We start from the raw sequence: 16,773 nt of genomic DNA on the forward strand, positions 1-16,773 counted from the left end.
CTGCGGCTGACCAGCCTGCGCCTGCGGCTGGTCGCCGTGTTCGCCGCGGTCGCCCTGGCGGCCGCCGTCTCCGCCTCCGGCATCGCGTACTGGCTCAACCGCGACGCCGTGCTGACCCGTGCCCAGAACGCCGCGCTCAACGACTTCCGGGCCTCGATGACCCGCAACGCGGGCTCGCTGCCGCGGTATCCGTCCTGCGACAAACTGGCCGACGCCGCACGCAGCATCGGCACCAGCACCCAGAGCTACCAGGTGCTGCTGATCGGCACCGGGCCGGACGGCGAGCGCTGCGCGACCAAGTCGCAGAGCGACGGGTTCTCGCTGGACGCGGTCCCCCCGGCCCTGCGCAAGGCCGTCAGCAAGCGCAACCCCAAGGCGGGCGACCCGGCCCAGTACCACCTGTACTGGCAGCGGGTCACCCTCAACGGGCAGCCGTACCTGGTGGGCGGGGCCAAGGTCATCGGCGGCGGCCCGACCGGCTACATGTTCAAGTCGCTGGAGGCCGAGCGGAAGGACCTCAACTCGCTCGCCTGGTCGCTCGGCATCGCCACCGCCCTCGCCCTGATCGGGGCGGCACTGCTGGCGCAGGCCGCGGCCTCCACCGTGCTGCGGCCCGTGGCCCGGCTCGGCGAGGCCGCCAGGAGGCTCGGCGACGGCAAGCTCGACACCCGTCTCCGGGTCACCGGCACCGACGAACTCGCCGAGCTGTCACGGACGTTCAACCGCACCGCGGAGCGGCTGGAACGGCGCGTCGACGAGCTCAGCCAGCGCGAGGCCTCCAGCCGCCGCTTCGTCGCCGACATGTCGCACGAGCTGCGGACCCCGCTGACCGCCATCACCGCGGTGGCCGAGGTGCTCGAGGACGAGGCGGACTCCCTCGACCCGATGATCGCCCCGGCGGTACGGCTGGTGGTGAGCGAGACCAGGCGGCTGGGCGAGCTGGTGGAGAACCTGATGGAGGTCACCCGCTTCGACGCGGGCACCGCGCGCCTGGTCCTGGACGACGTCGACGTCTCCGACCTGGTCACCGCCTGCATCGACACCCGCGCGTGGCTGGACGCGGTGGAGCTGGACGCGCCCCGCGGCATCATCGCGCTGCTCGACCCTCGGCGCATGGACGTGATCCTCGCCAACCTGATCGGCAACGCCCTCAAGCACGGCGGCTCACCGGTGCGGGTCAAGGTGCGGCAGGACGGCGACGAGCTCGTGGTCGAGGTCGCCGACAACGGCCCCGGCATCCCCGAGGACGTGCTGCCGCACGTGTTCGACCGGTTCTTCAAGGCCGACGCCTCCCGGGCGCGTTCCGAGGGCAGCGGTCTCGGCCTGTCCATCGCCCTGGAGAACGCGCACATCCACGGCGGCGAGATCACCGCGGCCAACAACCCGGGCGGTGGCGCGGTGTTCACGCTGCGACTGCCGATGCGCACCGGGGCGGGCCAGGCACCCGACACCGAGGAAGGGAACGAGAGCAAGTGACGCAGCCGTCCCGGGGCGCCGCCCCGGACGCCCCGCGCCTCCCGTCCGCGGGTACCGCCCGTCGCCGGCGCGCCGCCCTCCTGACCGTGCTCGGTACCGTCCTGCTGGCCGGTTGCGGCATCCGTACCACCTCGGTGCCGGTGGACGCCGGACCGGCGCCCTCCAGGGTGTCCTGCGCGGTGCCGGACGAGGAGGCGACCGCCCCGGCCACGGCCTCGGCATCGCCGCAGGGCTCGACCGCCCGGGTGTACCTGGTGTGCAGCGCCCAGGTGGCCGGCGTGAACCGCACGGTGCGGGCCGTGGGGCTGGACCAGTCGGCGATGGCCGTGCTGCTCCTGCGCGAACTGCAGCGCAAGCCGCGCGGCGGAGAGTCCGCGGCCGGTTTCACCACGGCCGTGCAGGGCGATCTGGCCGTGGAAGGGCCGCGCCGCGGCGACCCCCGCGGGTCGCTCCGGCTCAGCGCCCCGCTGGGCGACCTGCCGCCGTTCGCGCTCGCCCAACTGGTGTGCACCTACGCGGGTTCGGCCGCGGTGTCCGAGGGCGGCGGCGTGCTCCTGGGCGGCTCGGACGACACCCCGGTACGCCGCTTCACCTGCACCGGCGACCTGCGCACCGATCCCGAGGCCGCGGAAACCGCTGGAACCGCCGTGAAATGACAGGCGTCCTTCCAGGCGTGCGGCGCGACGGCTCTCTCCCGAAACTGCGCGCGGTGGGCCTGATACTCGCCGCGGTCCATTTGGCTCTGGTGGGGTGGCTGATGCTGCGCCCGCAGTACGTGCCGTGGGTGGACGCCCCGAACCTGCGCCCGCTCGCCTCCATTCGCGCCGACCTCGCCCTCGGACCCGCCGTGGCGGCCCGCCGGATCGGCGCGGGGCTGGCGCTGCTGGCACCGCTGGGCGTGCTGCTGCCGATGGCCGGCGGCCGGGTACGGGTCTCGGCCCCGGGCTCCTTCGCCCGCACGGTCTTCGCGGGGCTGATGATCTCGCTGGCCCTGGAGTTCGTGCAGACCGGCGTCCCGGGCCAGATCTTCGATGTCGACGCCCTGCTGCTCAACACGGCGGGCGTCGCCCTGGCCCACCTCGCGGTGGTGCCCGCCGCCCGCGCGTGGGCACGCCGGCGCAGCGTCCGCCGGGAGAACCGCGCGCCGACCGGCCCTCAGGGGCGGACCCCGAGGATTCCCAGGGTCGGGATCGCTCCGTAGAGCGACGATTCGCGGCGGTATGCGCCCGTACGGTGAAGTCATCGGCCGGAGAGACCGGCCGGGACCTCCCGAAGGAGCAACCGCCATGTCCGCACTGGTCCGCCCCCGTCACGGCCGGATGATCGCCGGAGTCTGCGCCGGCCTCGCAGACCGGTACGGCACCTCCGCCACCACGATGCGCGTGATCTTCCTGCTGTCCTGCCTGCTGCCCGGACCGCAGTTCCTGCTCTACCTCGCGCTGTGGCTGCTGCTGCCGGACGAGGGGCGCAAGTCCTCCGCCATATGAGGCCGGGATCGCGGGGTCGCGCGACCCCGCGATCCCGGGAGGCCACGAGCCGGCGACGCCGACGGGCCGCCATGCCGACGGGCCGCACCCCGAAAGGGTGCGGCCCGTCCGCCGTTCGCGCGCGGGGCGCTCAGCCGCCGATCGGCAGGCCCTGCAGCGGGAGCTGACCGAGCGGCAGCTGGCCGCCGACCGGCAGGCCGCCGAGCAGGGTGCTCAGGCCCTGGGGGGCGTTCTGCACCCCGGGGACCAGGTTGGTGGACTTCGGCAGGCCGCTGGTGACGGCGTCGACGGGGACCGACTTCGCCACGTTGGCGACCGGGACGGACGCCGGCAGGGTCGAGGCGTTCGGCAGGCCCAGGTTGGTGTCCGTCGGAGCGGCGGAGGCGACGCCGGCGGCGGCCCCGACGAAGGCCACGCCCAGCGCGGCGGCACCGAGAGTCTTGACGGTTCCGGTCTTCATGGTTGCGATCCTCGTGATGGGGGATGGTGCGTCCGCCGCGGCACACACGGAACGTGTTCGCGGGATTTCGGAACGTATCGACGGGACGCGGGGCGGTGCAAGCGGCCGCGCGCCGCCGCCCCGCACCCGGTCCGGCCCGCACCGGGGCGGCGGGCCGGGCCCTGCCTCAGCCCTCTTCCGGCAAGGAATCGCTGGCCACGGTGGTGCCGGCGGCCGTCTGGCGGAACAGCCACTCGGCCTTCAGCTCCGAGTATCCGGGCTTGATCACGTCATTGATCATCGCGAGACGTTCACCGAAAGGGATGAAGGCGGACTTCATCGCGTTGACCGTGAACCACTGCATGTCGTCGAGCGTGTAGCCGAAGGCGGCCACCAGTTCGGCGAACTCGCGGCTCATGCTCGTGCCGCTCATCAGGCGGTTGTCGGTGTTGACCGTGACCCGGAAGTGCAGCCGGCGCAGCAGCCCGATGGGGTGCTCGCCGTACGAGGCGGCCGCGCCGGTCTGCAGGTTGGAGGTGGGGCACATCTCCAGCGGGATGCGCTTGTCGCGCACATAGTTGGCGAGCCGCCCGAGGGAGACCGTGCCGTCGTCCGCGACCTCGATGTCGTCGATGATGCGCACGCCGTGGCCGAGCCGGTCGGCGCCGCACCACTGCAGGGCCTGCCAGATGGAGGGCAGACCGAAGGCCTCGCCGGCGTGGATGGTGAAGTGGAAGTTCTCCCGCTTCAGGTACTCGAAGGCGTCCAGGTGGCGGGTGGGCGGGAAGCCCGCCTCGGCGCCCGCGATGTCGAAGCCCACGACCCCGCGGTCGCGGTAGCGGTTGGCCAGCTCGGCGATCTCCTGCGAGCGGGCGGCGTGCCGCATCGCGGTGAGCAGGGCGCCCACCCGGATCCGGCCGCCCGCCTCGCGGGCCCGCCGTTCGCCTTCGCGGAAGCCCTCGTTGACGGCCTCGACGACCTCGTCCAGGGAGAGCCCCTCCTCGACGTGGAGTTCGGGGGCGTAGCGCACCTCGGCGTAGACGACGCCGTCCGCCGCGAGGTCCTCGGCGCACTCGGCGGCGACCCGGGTGAGCGCGTCGCGGCTCTGCATGACGCCGACCGTGTGCGAGAACGTCTCCAGATAGCGCTCCAGCGAACCGGAGTCGGCGGCCTCGCGGAACCAGGTGCCGAGCTTGTCCGGGTCGGTCTCCGGCAGGCCGTCGTACCCCGACGCGCGGGCCAGGTCGACGACGGTTCCGGGGCGCACGCCGCCGTCGAGGTGATCATGGAGCAGCACCTTCGGCGCTCGGCGGATCTGCTCGGGCGTGGGGGTCGCCCCCGCCGCGCCCGCGGGGAAGGGGAGCGTGCTTGAGCTCGTCATTTCCGAAACATACCCCCTACGCGCGTAGAACTCTTGGACGATGCCGAATATTGACCTCCCGGCCAGGTCGTGCACACCTCCTCGTCTGCCATGGTTACGCCATGGCTTCGCAAGCTTTACCGGTGCGTGGTGCGCGGTTGGGGAAGAGAGTGACACCGGGTCTGAACCCGGCGGCACGGCGGGAGTCGGACGACGAGGCGGTCCGTGCCGCCGTGCTGCTGCTGCCCGGGGGCAGTGCGCTGAGCACCCGGCGGCGCTCACCCGTGGCCGCCGCCGCGATGATGCCGCTCGCCCGCAGGCTGGTGCGGGCGGCGGGACGCGGCGAGGGCCTGGCCGTGCACGTCGTGCACTACCGCTTCCGGGGCTGGAACGGCGGCCACGCCCATCCGGCCGAGGACGCGCAGTGGGCGGTCGACGAGGTCGTCAGCCGTTACGGCGACGTGCCGGTGTCGCTCGTCGGCATGGACATGGGCGGCCGCGCCGCGCTGCACGCCGCGGGCCACCAGGCGGTCAACTCGGCGGTCGCCATAGCCCCGTGGCTACCGGACGCCCCGGAGCCCGATCCGGTGAAGCAGCTGATAGGCCGCCAGGTCCTGATCGTGCACGGGACGAACGACGACTCCACCGACCCCGACCTCTCCTACCGGCTGGCCGAGCGCGTGAAGAAGGTCAACCGGGACGTGTGCCGCTTCGAGGTGCACTCCGACGGGCACCTGCTCCACGACCACCGCTCCGAAGTCTCCGCCCTGACCGTGGACTTCGTCCTCGGGACGCTCCTGGGACGGTCCTTCGCCCGCCCCGTCGCCGACGCGCTGGCCGCTCCTCCCCCGCTCGGCCTGCGCATGCCGCTGGCCTCGGGCTTCGGGCGCGGCGCCCACCCGCGCTGAGCGCGGGGCCGTGGCCCGGGGACACCGTGCCGTACGGGCGTACGGTGGGTGTCAGTGGTGTGCCGCAGCATGGAGGCAGCCAACCGGAAGGGGCAGAAGGGCGAAGGCCGGGGCGACGGGAGCGGACCGTCGAACGGCACGGACCAGCAGCGAGGAACCGAGGTGCGTCAGTCATGTGTGTGCACCAGCCGCCGTGCCCGGCGGCGGACGCTCCCGACCGTGAGGCCGCCCGCGTGGTGATATCCCACGGCGACCAGGGGTGGAGCCTGCTGTGCAACGGCGTCCTGCTCTTCGAGGACACCGGCGAGATACTGCCCGACGGCCGGGTGGTGACACCGCACCGGCCGACGGACCACCTCGTCAGTCCGGGATGAGCTGACCGCGCCTGCCCAGCAGGAACTTCTTGAACGCGGCGACGGGCGCGGTGTCGGGGTGGCCGGCGAGCCATGCCACGCCGATCTCGCGCACCGCGCGCGGCGCGGTCACGGACAGCTCCACGACCCCCGGGCGCGGAACGAGCGGGGGCGGCAGCAACGCCACCCCGAGCCCGGCGGCGACCAGGCCGCGCAGGGTCTCCGCCTCCTCCCCCTCGAAGGCCACCCGCGGGGTGAAGCCCGCCTCGGCGCACAGGGCGTCGGTGATGCGGCGCAGCCCGTAGCCGGGCTCCAGGCTCACGAACAGCTCGCCGGACGCCTCCGCGAGCCGCACCCGGCGGCGGGAGGCGAGCCGGTGGTCGGCGGGGACGACCAGGCACAGCCGCTGCTCGTCGAGCCGGCGGCCCACCAGGTCGGGGGCGTCCGGCACCGGTGAGGTCAGGCAGAGGTCCAGCTCACCCGCGCGCAACCCGGAGAGCATGGCCTCTCCGTGGTTCTGCGCGAGCTGGAACCGGATCCGCGGATGGTCGGCGCGGAAGGCCCGCAGCAGGGCCGGTACGGTCTCCGGACCGAGCGTGTGGAGGAAGCCGAAGGCGACCCGTCCCGACTGCGGGTCGGCGTCGGCCCGTACGGACTCGGCCGAGCGCTCGACCTCGCCCAGCGCCCGCTCCACCGAGGCCAGGAAGCCGCGTCCCGCGGGGGTGAGCGAGACCGTACGCCCCTGCCGGGCGAAGAGCGTGACGCCCAGGTCGAGTTCGAGCCGCACCATGGCCCGGCTGAGCGTGGACTGCGGAACGCCCAGCTCGCGCGCCGCCCGCGTGACGTGCTCGTGCCGTGCCACGGCGGCGAATTGGGCGAGCCGGGGCGCCAGCACCGTCGCCCAGGAGGCGCTGTCCAGCTCCGCGCGTATGTCTGTTGCGTCACGGGAGGGTGACACCGGTGCCTCCGACCTCGGTTCATGCGCCATGGGAACAATTATGGCGAGTCCGTGCATTGGACGCATGAAACGCCCCGTGCCTACGTTGGGGACATGCCTTCCGCCGATACAGAGGCGTCCACCGTGACACGGCCGGGCGCCTCCACCGCCGCCACGCTCCGCCCGGGTGAACCGGGATACCGCCGCGCCAACATGGCGCTGTTCGCCGCCGGTCTCGCCACCTTCGCCCTCCTCTACTCCACGCAGGCCCTGCTGCCGGCGCTCTCGGCGGGCCTGTCACTGAGCCCGGCCCAGGCCAGCCTCACCGTCTCGGCCACCACCGCCGCGCTGGCGCTGGCCCTGCTGCCGGTGAGCGCGCTGAGCGAACGGTACGGCCGCACGGCGGTCATGACGGCGTCGGTCTTCAGCGCCTCGGCGCTGGCCCTGGTCATCCCCTTCGCTCCGGACCTCACGACCCTGGTCGTGCTGCGCGCGGTGCAGGGTGTGGCCCTGGCCGGGCTTCCGGCGACGGCGATGGCCTACCTCGGCGAGGAGATCCACCCCAAGGCGGTCGCCTCCGCGATCGGCCTGTACGTGGCGGGCAACAGCATCGGCGGCATGAGCTCCCGCGTCCTGACCGGGGCCGTGGCGCAGGCCTTCGGCTGGCGCGCCGCACTGCTCGCCGCGGGCCTCATGGCGCTGCTGTGCGCGGTCGCCTTCCGGCTGCTCATCCCCACCGCCCGCAATTTCCGCCCCGGGCCGGTCAATCCCGCCGCCCTCCGGCGCACGGTGACCGGCCACCTGGGCACCCCGCTGCTGCGCCGGCTCTACCTGATCGGGCTGCTCTTCATGGCGGTCTTCGGCGCCGTCTACAACGTGCTGGGCTACCGGCTCGCCGACGAGCCGTTCGGTCTCTCGCAGACCGCGATCGGCCTGATCTTCCTGGTCTACCTGGTCGGCACCGGCGCCTCCGCGGCCTCCGGCGTCCTGCACGCCCGCCTCGGGCGTCGCGGAGCCCTGTACGTCGCCGTGGTGCTGGCCGGGGGCGGGCTGCTGCTCAGCCTCGCCGACTCCCTCGCGGCCGTGCTGACCGGTCTGGTCCTCATCACCGCCGGCTTCTTCACCGGGCACGCCATCGCCTCCGGCGCGGTGAGCCGTACCGCCACCACCGGGCGCGCCCAGGCCGCCGCGCTCTACCTGACCGCGTATTACATCGGCAACAGCCTCGGCGGCACCTTCGGCGCCTCCGCCTTCCACGCCGCGGGCTGGGACGGCACCGTCGCCCTCTGCCTGGGGGCGGTCCTCGGCGTCGCGGGGATCACCGTGTACGCCACCCGGCGCGCGGCCACGGCCCGCCGGCGCACCGTCCCCGCCGGACGCCCGGCATGACGAACGGCGGACGGGACCGGTGGGCGTCCACCGGTCCCGTCCGCCGTCCGATCCGCGGGGCGACCCGCGGCACGACCCGTGCTCAGGCGATGCGGTCCAACACGATCGGGTCCGGCGTGAACGCCGTGCCCGCCGGGGAGATCTCGACGCCGCCGGCGAGGGCCGCCAGGGCGTAGTCGAACTTCTCCGGGGTGTCGGTGTGCAGGGTCAGCAGCGGCTGGCCCTGCGTGACCTCGGCGCCCGGCTTGGCGTGGATCTCGATGCCCGCGCCGGCCTGCACCGGGTCCTCCTTGCGCGCGCGGCCGGCGCCCAGGCGCCAGGCGGCGACACCGACGCCGTACGCGTCGAGGCCGGTGAGGACACCGGACCGGTCGGCCGTGACGACGTGCCGCTCGCGCGCCACGGGCAGCGGAGCGTCCGGATCGCCGCCCTGCGCCGCGATCATGCGGCGCCACACGTCCATGGCGGAGCCGTCGGCGAGCACCTTGGCCGGGTCGGCGTCCCTCAGGCCCGCCGCGTCCAGCATCTCGCGGGCCAGGGCGATGGTCAGCTCCACCACGTCGGCCGGTCCGCCACCCGCCAGGACCTCGACGGACTCGCGGACCTCGAGGGCGTTGCCCGCGGTCAGGCCCAGCGGGGTGGACATGCCGGTGAGCAGGGCCACGGTCTTCACCCCGTGGTCGGTGCCCAGACCCACCATGGTGGAGGCCAGTTCCCGGGCCTGCTCCAGGTTCTTCATGAAGGCGCCGGAGCCGACCTTGACGTCGAGGACGAGCGAGCCCGTGCCCTCGGCGATCTTCTTGGACATGATCGACGAGGCGATCAGCGGGATCGCCTCGACGGTGCCGGTGACGTCGCGCAGCGCGTACAGCTTCTTGTCGGCCGGAGCGAGGCCGTCGCCGGCGGCGCAGATGACGGCGCCGGTGTCGCCCAGGACCCGCAGCATCTCCTCGTTCGAGAGCAGCGCCCGCCAGCCCGGGATCGACTCCAGCTTGTCCAGGGTGCCGCCGGTGTGGCCGAGGCCGCGGCCGGACAGCTGCGGCACGGCAGCGCCGCACGCCGCGACCACGGGCGCGAGCGGCAGGGTGATCTTGTCGCCGACGCCGCCGGTGGAGTGCTTGTCGGCGGTCGGGCGGGGCAGCGAGGAGAAGTCCATGCGCTCACCGCTGGCGATCATCGCGGCCGTCCAGCGGGCGATCTCGGCCCGGTCCATGCCGTTGAGCAGGATCGCCATCGCGAGCGCGGACATCTGCTCGTCGGCGACCTCACCCTTGGTGTAGGCGTCGATGACCCAGTCGATCTGGTCGTCGCCGAGGCGGCCGCCGTCGCGCTTGGTGCGGATGACGGAAATGGCGTCCATGGTTCACGTACCTTCTTAGCGTTTGATCAGGTCGTCCGGGCCGAACGCGTCGGGGAGCACTTCGCGCATCGTGCGGATGCCGTCGGACATCTCCACCAGCAGTTCGGGACCGCCGTGCTCCCACAGCAGCTGGCGGCAGCGGCCGCACGGCATCAGCTGGTTGCCCCCGCGGTCCACGCAGGTGAAGGCGACGAGCCGGCCGCCCCCGGTGGCGTGCAGGGCCGACACCAGCCCGCACTCGGCGCACAGGCCGAGGCCGTAGCTGGCGTTCTCCACGTTGCACGCCGAGATGACCCGCCCGTCGTCCACCAGCGCGGCCACTCCGACGGGGAAGCCGGAGTACGGGGCGTAGGCCCGGGACATGGCGTCCCGGGCCTGCGCCCGCAGGCTTTCCCAGTCGACGTCCTCGACGCCGACCGGGTCGGCTGCGTCACTCACTTGCCCTGGCCTTTTCGGTACCTCATGCCGTCAGCCTTGGGCATCCGCAGACGTTGTGCCGACAGGGAGAGCACCAGCAGGGTGACGACGTACGGCGTCGCGCCCACGAACTCGCCCGGGACCTCGTCGGTGACCAGGTACCAGACGAGCACCGCCGCACCGACGAAGAGGCTGACGCCGCCCTGCCAGAAGTTCCGCTTCCACAGCTTCCAGGCCGCGAGCAGCACCAGCAGGATCACCAGGAGCAGCAGCAGCGCGTGCACCGTCGGGCCGCCGTTGCGCAGCTGGAGCGCGTCGGAGTAGCCGAACAGGCCGGCGCCGGTGGCGAGGCCGCCGACACGCCAGTTGCCGAAGATCATCGCGGCGAGACCGATGTAGCCGCGCCCGCCGGTCTGTCCCTCGAGGTAGATGTGCGTCGGCACCATCGCCAGGAAGGCGCCGCCGAGGCCGGCGAGGCCGCCGGAGGCGATCACGGCGATGTACTTGTACAGGTACACGTTGACGCCCAGCGACTCGGCCGCGATCGGGTTCTCACCGCAGGACCGCAGACGCAGGCCGAACGAGCTGCGCCACAGCAGGAAGAAGCTGCCGACGAAGAGCAGCACCGCGACGACCGTCAGCGCGGACACGTCGGTGACCAGGCCGCCGAGGATGCCGGCGAGGTCCGAGACGAAGAACCAGCCGTGCTTCTCGATGCTCCCCAGCCAGTCCGACAGCCCCGGGATGTCGAACGACGGCAGGGAGTCGACCGGCGGGGACTGCTTGGGATTGCCGCCCTTGACCTGGGCCTCGCCGCCGCTGAACCAGAGCTTGGCGAGGTACTGCGTCGCACCGAGCGCCAGGATGTTGATGGCGACACCGGAGATGATGTGGTCGACACCGAAGGTGACGGTGGCGATCGCGTGGATCAGACCGCCCAGCGCGCCGCCGACGACACCTGCGAGGACGCCCACCCACGGGTTGGTCTGCCAGCCGGCCCATGCCCCGAAGAACGATCCGAGGATCATCATGCCCTCGAGGCCGATGTTGACCACGCCGGAGCGCTCGGACCACAGACCCGCCAGACCGGCCAGGCCGATCGGCACGGCGAGGCCGAGGGCCGCGGTGATCTGGCCCTGGGCGGTGAGCTGGTCCTGGCCGGTGATGATCCGCACCACCGACACCAGCGCGAGCGCGGCGGCGATGATCAGCAGGATCACCGGGAAGGAGAGGCGGCCCTTGCGGCCCTTGGCCCCGGCGGCCTTGGGAGCCGCGGGCGGCGGGGTCTGGGTCATCGTGGCGGTCACGCCGTCACCTCCTTCTTGGTCTTGGCCTGGGCGGCAAGTTCCTCGCCGACCTTCTGCTGCTGGCGCTTGAGGCCGTAGCGCCGGACGACCTCGTAGGCGATGACGACGCTCAGGACGATGACGCCCTGCATCACGCCGACGATCTCCTTGTCGTAGCCGTCGAACTCCAGGCGGCCCGAGCCGCGCTCCAGGAAGCCCCACAGCAGCGCGGCCAGCGCGACGCCGACCGGGTTGTTGCGGCCCAGCAGCGCCACCGAGATACCGGTGAAGCCGATGCCGGCCGGGAAGAGGTCGGAGCCGTAGGCGTGGGCGTCGTTCAGCAGGATCGGCATGCCGGTGAGGCCCGCCAGGGCGCCGGAGATCAGCATGCTGGTGATCACCATGCGCTTGACGCTGACGCCGCTCGCGGTGGCGGCGCTCTCGGAGAGTCCGACGCTGCGCAGGTCGAAGCCGAAGCGGGTGCGGCCGAGTACGAACCAGTAGCCGACGCCGATGATCACGGCGAGGACGACGAAGCCGTAGATCTGGCCGATCTCCTCGCCCATGTCGAAGTTGAACAGGTGGCCCGAGGAGGGCAGCGGCGTGGTCGACACCGAGGTCTGCGCCTTGTCGAGGTGGCCGAGCCGGCCGTCCTTGAGCAGGTAGCCGACGATGTAGGTGGCGATCGCGTTGAGCATGATCGTCGCGATGACCTCGCTGACACCGCGGGAGGTCTTCAGCAGACCCGCGATGCCGGCCCAGAAGCCGCCGACGAGCATCGCGACCACGATGATCAGCGGGATCTGCAGGACGCTCGGCAGCGTCACCGCGCCGCCGACGGCCGCGGCGAAGAAGGCACCGAGTCGGTACTGGCCCTCGACACCGATGTTGAACAGGTTCATGCGGAAGCCGACGGCGACCGCGATGCCCGCGATGTAGTACGTGGTCGCCTTGTTGATGATCTCGACCTGGCTGTCGCTCTTGAAGCCGTAGTCGAACATCGTGCCGAAGGCGCCGAAGGGCTCCTTGCCGGTGGCGAGCAGGACCAGCGCCGTGATCACGAACGCGGCCACGAGCGCCAGCACCGGGGCGGCGACGGCGAGGAGCACCCGCTCCTTGTCGATCTTCTTCATCGGTCCTCTCCCCCGTCAGCGGCGTCGCCGTCCTCGTGCACGAGGTGGCCGGCGGCCGCGCCGGTCATCGCGGAGCCCAGCTCCTCCGGGGTGATGGTGGCGGGATCGGCGTCGGCGACCAGACGGCCGCGGTACATGACGCGCAGGGTGTCGGACAGGCCGATCAGCTCGTCCAGGTCGGCGGAGATCAGCAGCACGGCCAGGCCCTCGCGGCGGGCCTCGCGGATCTGGTCCCAGATCTGCGCCTGGGCGCCGACGTCCACACCCCGGGTGGGGTGGGCGGCGATCAGCAGCTTGGGCCGGTGGCTCATCTCGCGGCCGACGATCAGCTTCTGCTGGTTGCCGCCGGACAGCGACGCGGCGGTGACCTCGATGCCGGGGGTGCGGACGTCGTACTCCCGCACGATCCGCTCCGTGTCGCGGCGGGCCGCGGCCGGGTCGAGGAAGCCGCCCTTGCTGTTGGGGCGCTCGGTGACGTGGCCGAGGATGCGGTTCTCCCAGAGCGGGGCCTCGAGCAGCAGCGCGTGCCGGTGGCGGTCCTCGGGGATGTAGCCGATGCCGTCCTCGCGGCGCTTGCGCGTCGGGAGCTTGGTGATGTCGGCGGAGCCGAGGGTGATCCGGCCGGTGTCGGGCGGGAGGATGCCCATGATCGCCTCGACCAGCTCGGCCTGGCCGTTGCCCTCGACACCGGCGATGCCCAGGACCTCGCCCTTGTGGATGGTGAACGAGATCTGGTCCAGGACGATGCGCTCGATGCCCTCCAGGTCGGTCTCCGACAGGTGCAGACCGTCGACGGTCAGCATCGGGACGTCGGTGACCGTGGACTCGCGGGTCTCGGGGGACGGCAGCTCGCTGCCGACCATCAGCTCCGCGAGCTGCTTGGGGGTGGTCGTCCTCGGGTCGGCGGAGCCGACCGTGGTGCCGCGCCGGATGACGGTGATCTCGTCGGCGACGGAGAGCACCTCGCCCAGCTTGTGGGAGATGAAGATGACGGTCAGGCCCTCGGCCTTGAGCTCGCGCAGGTTGTCGAAGAGCGCGTCGACCTCCTGCGGCACGAGGACCGCGGTCGGCTCGTCGAGGATGAGCGTACGGGCGCCGCGGAAGAGGACCTTGAGGATCTCGACGCGCTGACGGTCGGCGACCCCGAGGTCCTCCACCAGGACGTCCGGGCGCACACCGAGGCCGTAGGCGTCGGAGATCTCCTTGATCTTCGCCCGGGCCCTGCCGCCGATGCCGTAGAGCTTTTCGCTGCCGAGCACGACGTTCTCGAGGACCGTGAGGTTGTCGGCGAGCATGAAGTGCTGGTGCACCATGCCGATGCCGCGGGCGATCGCGTCGCCCGGGTCGTGGAAGGTGACCCGCTCGCCGTCGACGGTGATGGTGCCCTCGTCCGGCTTCTGCATGCCGTAGAGGATCTTCATCAGCGTCGACTTGCCGGCACCGTTCTCGCCGACGAGGGCGTGCACCGTGCCACGGCGAACCGTGATGTCGATGTCGTGGTTGGCCACGACTCCTGGAAATCGCTTGGTGATGCCGCGGAGCTCCACGGCATGGGGGCTAGGGGGGCTGGACGCGTTGATGGCGCACTCTCCTCGCGGAAAAGAGCGGGGCGGGCGGGGTGTGGCGAACGTATCGCGAGGAAAGTGCTCTACGCGCGTAGCGTTGCCAGATCCATAAGGGGGCGAGTCACAAAGGAAACCACGTGGTCGCGATCCGGGCGGAACGCAGGCGCGAGGCCCGGGAGGGGAGAGCCTGAGCTGTCCCCCACCGAGCCTCGCGACCGGTGCTCACGAGAGACCGGGCGTCACTTGACGGTCGTGTTGACCTTGATCTCGCCGTTGACGATCTTCTTCTTGGCGTCGTCCAGCTCCGACTTGATGTCGTCGATGAAGCCGCCGCTGGTGGACAGGCCCACGCCGTCCTTGGCCAGGTCGTACGCGTTGGTGCCGGAGAGCGGGGTGCCGCTCTTGACGGACTCGACCAGGTCGTAGACCGCGACGTTCACGTTCTTCAGCGCGGAGGTCAGGATCGAGTCCTTGTACTTGGCCAGACCCGGCTGCTCGTGCTGGTCGGAGTCCACGCCGATCGCCCAGGTGCCGCTCTTGCCCGCGACGGCCTCGATCGCGCCGTTGCCGGAGGAGCCGGCGGCGGCGTAGATCACGTCGATGCCGTTGTCCAGCATGCCCTGCGCGGCGGCCTTGCCCTTGGCGGGGTCGGAGAAGCCGGACAGGTCGGAGCCGCTGGTGAGGTACTGGGTGGTGACCTTCACCTTGGGGTTGGTCTCGGTGACGCCCTGGCGGAAGCCGGCCTCGAACTTGTTGATCAGCGGGATGTCCACGCCGCCGATGAAGCCGACCTTGTTGTCCTTGGTCTTCAGGGCGGCCGCGACACCGGCCAGGTAGGAGCTCTGCTCCTCGGTGAAGACGATGCTGTCGACGTTCTTGGCCTCGACGACGGAGTCGACGATGGCGAAGGTGGTCTTGGGGTACTTCGCGGCCGCGGCCTTGATCGAGTCGGCGTACGCGAAGCCCACGCCGATGACCGGGTTGTAACCCGCGTCGGCCAGGTCCTCGAGCTTCTGCTCGCGGTCGGCCTCGGTGTCGGAGGTCTTGGCGGTGAGCTCCTTGATCTCGACGCCGAAGTCCTCCTTCGCCTTGTCCAGGCCCGCGGCGGCGGAGTCATTGAACGAGTGGTCGCCACGGCCACCCACGTCGTAGGCGACACCGACCTTCAGCTTGCTGCTGCCGCTGTCGTCGCCGCCACTGTCCTTGGAGCTGCTGCCACAGGCGGTCGCGGTGAGCGCGAGAGCCGCGGAGGCTATGCCCGCGGCGGCGAACTTGGTTACCCGGCGCAAGAGGGTACCCCTTCAACTAGAAGCGCCCCGTCCGGCGCTGGCTTAACCCGGAGCTTAACGCGCGTAGATGTCAGGTAAAGGGGGGTTGGCGGCCCGTTATCGGATCGTCGCATTTCGGCCAGGTGACCCGGCCGTGTCGACCGGGTCACCCACCGTCATGCCAGCAGCGCAGCGGAGGTGAAAAGTTCGACGCCGACCTTGATCGCGCCTTCGTCGACGTCGAAGTCACCTTGATGCAGATCACGCTTTGACGTGTCCCCAACGGGCCGTACGCCCAACCTCGCCAGCGCGCCCGGAACCTGCTCCAGATACCAGGAGAAGTCCTCGCCGCCCAGGCTCTGCTCGGTGTCCTCGACGGTGTGCGCGCCGTAGCGGGCTGTCATGGCGTCGCGCAGCAGCTCGGTCGAATCCGCCTCGTTGACCACCGGGGGCACCCCGCGGTGGTACGTCAGCTCCCACTTCGCCCGGTACATGGCGGCCACCTGGTCGATCACCTCGTGGACCAGGTCGGGGGCCTCGTGCCAGGCGTTCAGGTCCAGGCAGCGGACCGTGCCCTCCAGCTCGGCGTGCTGCGGGATGACGTTGGCCGCGTGGCCGGCCTCGATACGGCCCCACACGATGCTCATCCCGGCACGGGGGTCGATCCGGCGGGCCAGCACGGCCGGCAGCTCGGTGGCCATCTTGGCGGCGGCCATCACCAGGTCGGTGGTCAGATGGGGGCGGGCCGTGTGGCCGCCCGCGCCGTCCAGGGCGAGCTCCAGCCGGTCCACGGCGGAGGTGATCGGTCCCTGCCGCAGCCCGATCCGCCCGACCTCGACCTTCGGGTCGCAGTGCAGGGCCAGGATCCGGCTCACGCCGTCCAGCGCGTTCGCCTTGATGGCGTCCAGCGCGCCACCCGGCATGACCTCCTCGGCCGGCTGGAAGACCAGCCGTACCGGACGCCTCAGCTTGCCCTCTCGCTCCAGCTCCGCCAGCACCAGTCCGGCGCCGAGCACCACCGTGGTGTGCACGTCGTGACCGCAGGCGTGTGCCCGGCCGGGCACGGTCGAGCGGTACTCCACGCGCTTGGTGTCCGGGATCGGCAGCGCGTCCAGATCGGCGCGCAGCGCCAGCCGCGGGCGCTCCGGGTCGGTGGCGCCGATGTCGCAGAGCAGCCCGGTGCCGCCGGGCATCACGCGGGGCTTGAGACCGGCCTGCTCCAGGCGGGCCTTCACCGCCGCGGTGGTACGGAACTCCTGCCGCCCCAGCTCGGGGTTCATGTGCAGGTCCCGCCGGAACGCCACGAGTTCGGCCCTGAGCCGCTCGGGCAGTACGCCCAGCAGCGCACCTTCCGGTGCGGCGGGAACCGTGGGCGCCACTGGCACGGGATTTTCG

At 71.8% G+C, this 16,773-nt stretch carries 17 protein-coding genes; 7 read left to right on the forward strand and 10 right to left on the reverse strand.

Annotated features, from left to right (window positions below; genetic code table 11):
* The 4 genes from AB0F62_RS10065 to AB0F62_RS10080 all read left to right on the forward strand — a co-directional run bounded on the left by AB0F62_RS10065 (position 1) and on the right by AB0F62_RS10080 (position 2,963).
* Positions 1-1,476, forward strand: coding sequence for a HAMP domain-containing sensor histidine kinase (locus AB0F62_RS10065; RefSeq protein ID WP_361794978.1), 1,476 nt, complete (start codon positions 1-3; stop codon positions 1,474-1,476).
* Entirely contained in the window at positions 1,473-2,132 is a 660-nt protein-coding gene (locus AB0F62_RS10070; protein WP_361794736.1) for a hypothetical protein, read from the forward strand. The genes AB0F62_RS10065 and AB0F62_RS10070 overlap by 4 nt, the downstream gene beginning before the upstream one ends.
* Positions 2,129-2,677: a VanZ family protein gene (locus AB0F62_RS10075; protein ID WP_361794739.1), complete on the forward strand. Its 549-nt coding sequence runs from the start codon at positions 2,129-2,131 to the stop codon at positions 2,675-2,677. Before AB0F62_RS10070 ends, AB0F62_RS10075 begins: the two co-directional genes overlap by 4 nt.
* 85 nt (positions 2,678-2,762) lie before the next feature.
* Complete coding sequence (locus tag AB0F62_RS10080; protein ID WP_361794742.1) at positions 2,763-2,963, forward strand: PspC domain-containing protein; 201 nt, start codon at positions 2,763-2,765, stop codon at positions 2,961-2,963.
* Between the two features lie 130 nt (positions 2,964-3,093).
* Here the strand turns inward: AB0F62_RS10080 and AB0F62_RS10085 are convergent, their stop codons facing one another.
* Both AB0F62_RS10085 and AB0F62_RS10090 read right to left on the reverse strand, forming a co-directional pair.
* Positions 3,094-3,423, reverse strand: coding sequence for a hypothetical protein (locus AB0F62_RS10085; protein ID WP_361794745.1), 330 nt, complete (start codon positions 3,421-3,423; stop codon positions 3,094-3,096).
* A gap of 166 nt (positions 3,424-3,589) precedes the next feature.
* Positions 3,590-4,783, reverse strand: coding sequence for an adenosine deaminase (locus AB0F62_RS10090; RefSeq protein WP_361794747.1), 1,194 nt, complete (start codon positions 4,781-4,783; stop codon positions 3,590-3,592).
* 101 nt (positions 4,784-4,884) lie between these two features.
* Between AB0F62_RS10090 and AB0F62_RS10095 the strand changes: the two genes are divergently transcribed.
* Both AB0F62_RS10095 and AB0F62_RS10100 read left to right on the forward strand, forming a co-directional pair.
* Positions 4,885-5,670 (forward strand): dienelactone hydrolase family protein, encoded by a 786-nt coding sequence (locus AB0F62_RS10095; RefSeq protein ID WP_361794750.1) that lies wholly within the window; start codon positions 4,885-4,887, stop codon positions 5,668-5,670.
* Between the two features lie 173 nt (positions 5,671-5,843).
* Positions 5,844-6,044: a DUF5999 family protein gene (locus AB0F62_RS10100; RefSeq protein ID WP_361794753.1), complete on the forward strand. Its 201-nt coding sequence runs from the start codon at positions 5,844-5,846 to the stop codon at positions 6,042-6,044.
* Here AB0F62_RS10100 and AB0F62_RS10105 read toward each other — a convergent pair.
* The gene (locus AB0F62_RS10105) at positions 6,031-7,011 is read right to left on the reverse strand and encodes a LysR family transcriptional regulator (RefSeq protein WP_361794756.1); all 981 of its coding nucleotides are present in this window, start codon (positions 7,009-7,011) and stop codon (positions 6,031-6,033) included. The genes AB0F62_RS10100 and AB0F62_RS10105 overlap by 14 nt on opposite strands.
* Positions 7,012-7,074: 63 nt before the next feature.
* Between AB0F62_RS10105 and AB0F62_RS10110 the strand changes: the two genes are divergently transcribed.
* On the forward strand, positions 7,075-8,349 hold the full coding sequence (locus AB0F62_RS10110) for an MFS transporter (protein WP_361794759.1): 1,275 nt from the start codon (positions 7,075-7,077) through the stop codon (positions 8,347-8,349).
* A gap of 82 nt (positions 8,350-8,431) precedes the next feature.
* Here AB0F62_RS10110 and AB0F62_RS10115 read toward each other — a convergent pair whose 3' ends face one another.
* From AB0F62_RS10115 to AB0F62_RS10145, 7 genes are all read right to left on the reverse strand, one after another.
* A complete protein-coding gene (locus AB0F62_RS10115) occupies positions 8,432-9,709 on the reverse strand; it encodes a thymidine phosphorylase (RefSeq protein ID WP_361794762.1) in 1,278 nt (425 codons plus the stop codon).
* Between the two features lie 15 nt (positions 9,710-9,724).
* A complete protein-coding gene (locus AB0F62_RS10120; RefSeq protein ID WP_361794765.1) occupies positions 9,725-10,147 on the reverse strand; it encodes a cytidine deaminase in 423 nt (140 codons plus the stop codon).
* The gene (locus AB0F62_RS10125) at positions 10,144-11,433 is read right to left on the reverse strand and encodes an ABC transporter permease (RefSeq protein ID WP_361794768.1); all 1,290 of its coding nucleotides are present in this window, start codon (positions 11,431-11,433) and stop codon (positions 10,144-10,146) included. Before AB0F62_RS10125 ends, AB0F62_RS10120 begins: the two co-directional genes overlap by 4 nt.
* Entirely contained in the window at positions 11,430-12,545 is a 1,116-nt protein-coding gene (locus AB0F62_RS10130; RefSeq protein ID WP_361794771.1) for an ABC transporter permease, read from the reverse strand. Before AB0F62_RS10130 ends, AB0F62_RS10125 begins: the two co-directional genes overlap by 4 nt.
* Entirely contained in the window at positions 12,542-14,092 is a 1,551-nt protein-coding gene (locus AB0F62_RS10135; RefSeq protein ID WP_361794774.1) for an ABC transporter ATP-binding protein, read from the reverse strand. The genes AB0F62_RS10130 and AB0F62_RS10135 overlap by 4 nt, the downstream gene beginning before the upstream one ends.
* A 257-nt stretch (positions 14,093-14,349) precedes the next feature.
* Positions 14,350-15,399: a BMP family ABC transporter substrate-binding protein gene (locus AB0F62_RS10140; RefSeq protein WP_361794777.1), complete on the reverse strand. Its 1,050-nt coding sequence runs from the start codon at positions 15,397-15,399 to the stop codon at positions 14,350-14,352.
* Positions 15,400-15,554: 155 nt separating this feature from the next.
* Positions 15,555-16,757: a M20 family metallopeptidase gene (locus AB0F62_RS10145; protein ID WP_361794981.1), complete on the reverse strand. Its 1,203-nt coding sequence runs from the start codon at positions 16,755-16,757 to the stop codon at positions 15,555-15,557.
* Between the last annotated feature and the right edge of the window lie 16 nt (positions 16,758-16,773).

Source organism: Streptomyces sp. NPDC026673 (assembly GCF_040638135.1).
In the GTDB taxonomy this organism is placed as follows: domain Bacteria; phylum Actinomycetota; class Actinomycetes; order Streptomycetales; family Streptomycetaceae; genus Actinacidiphila.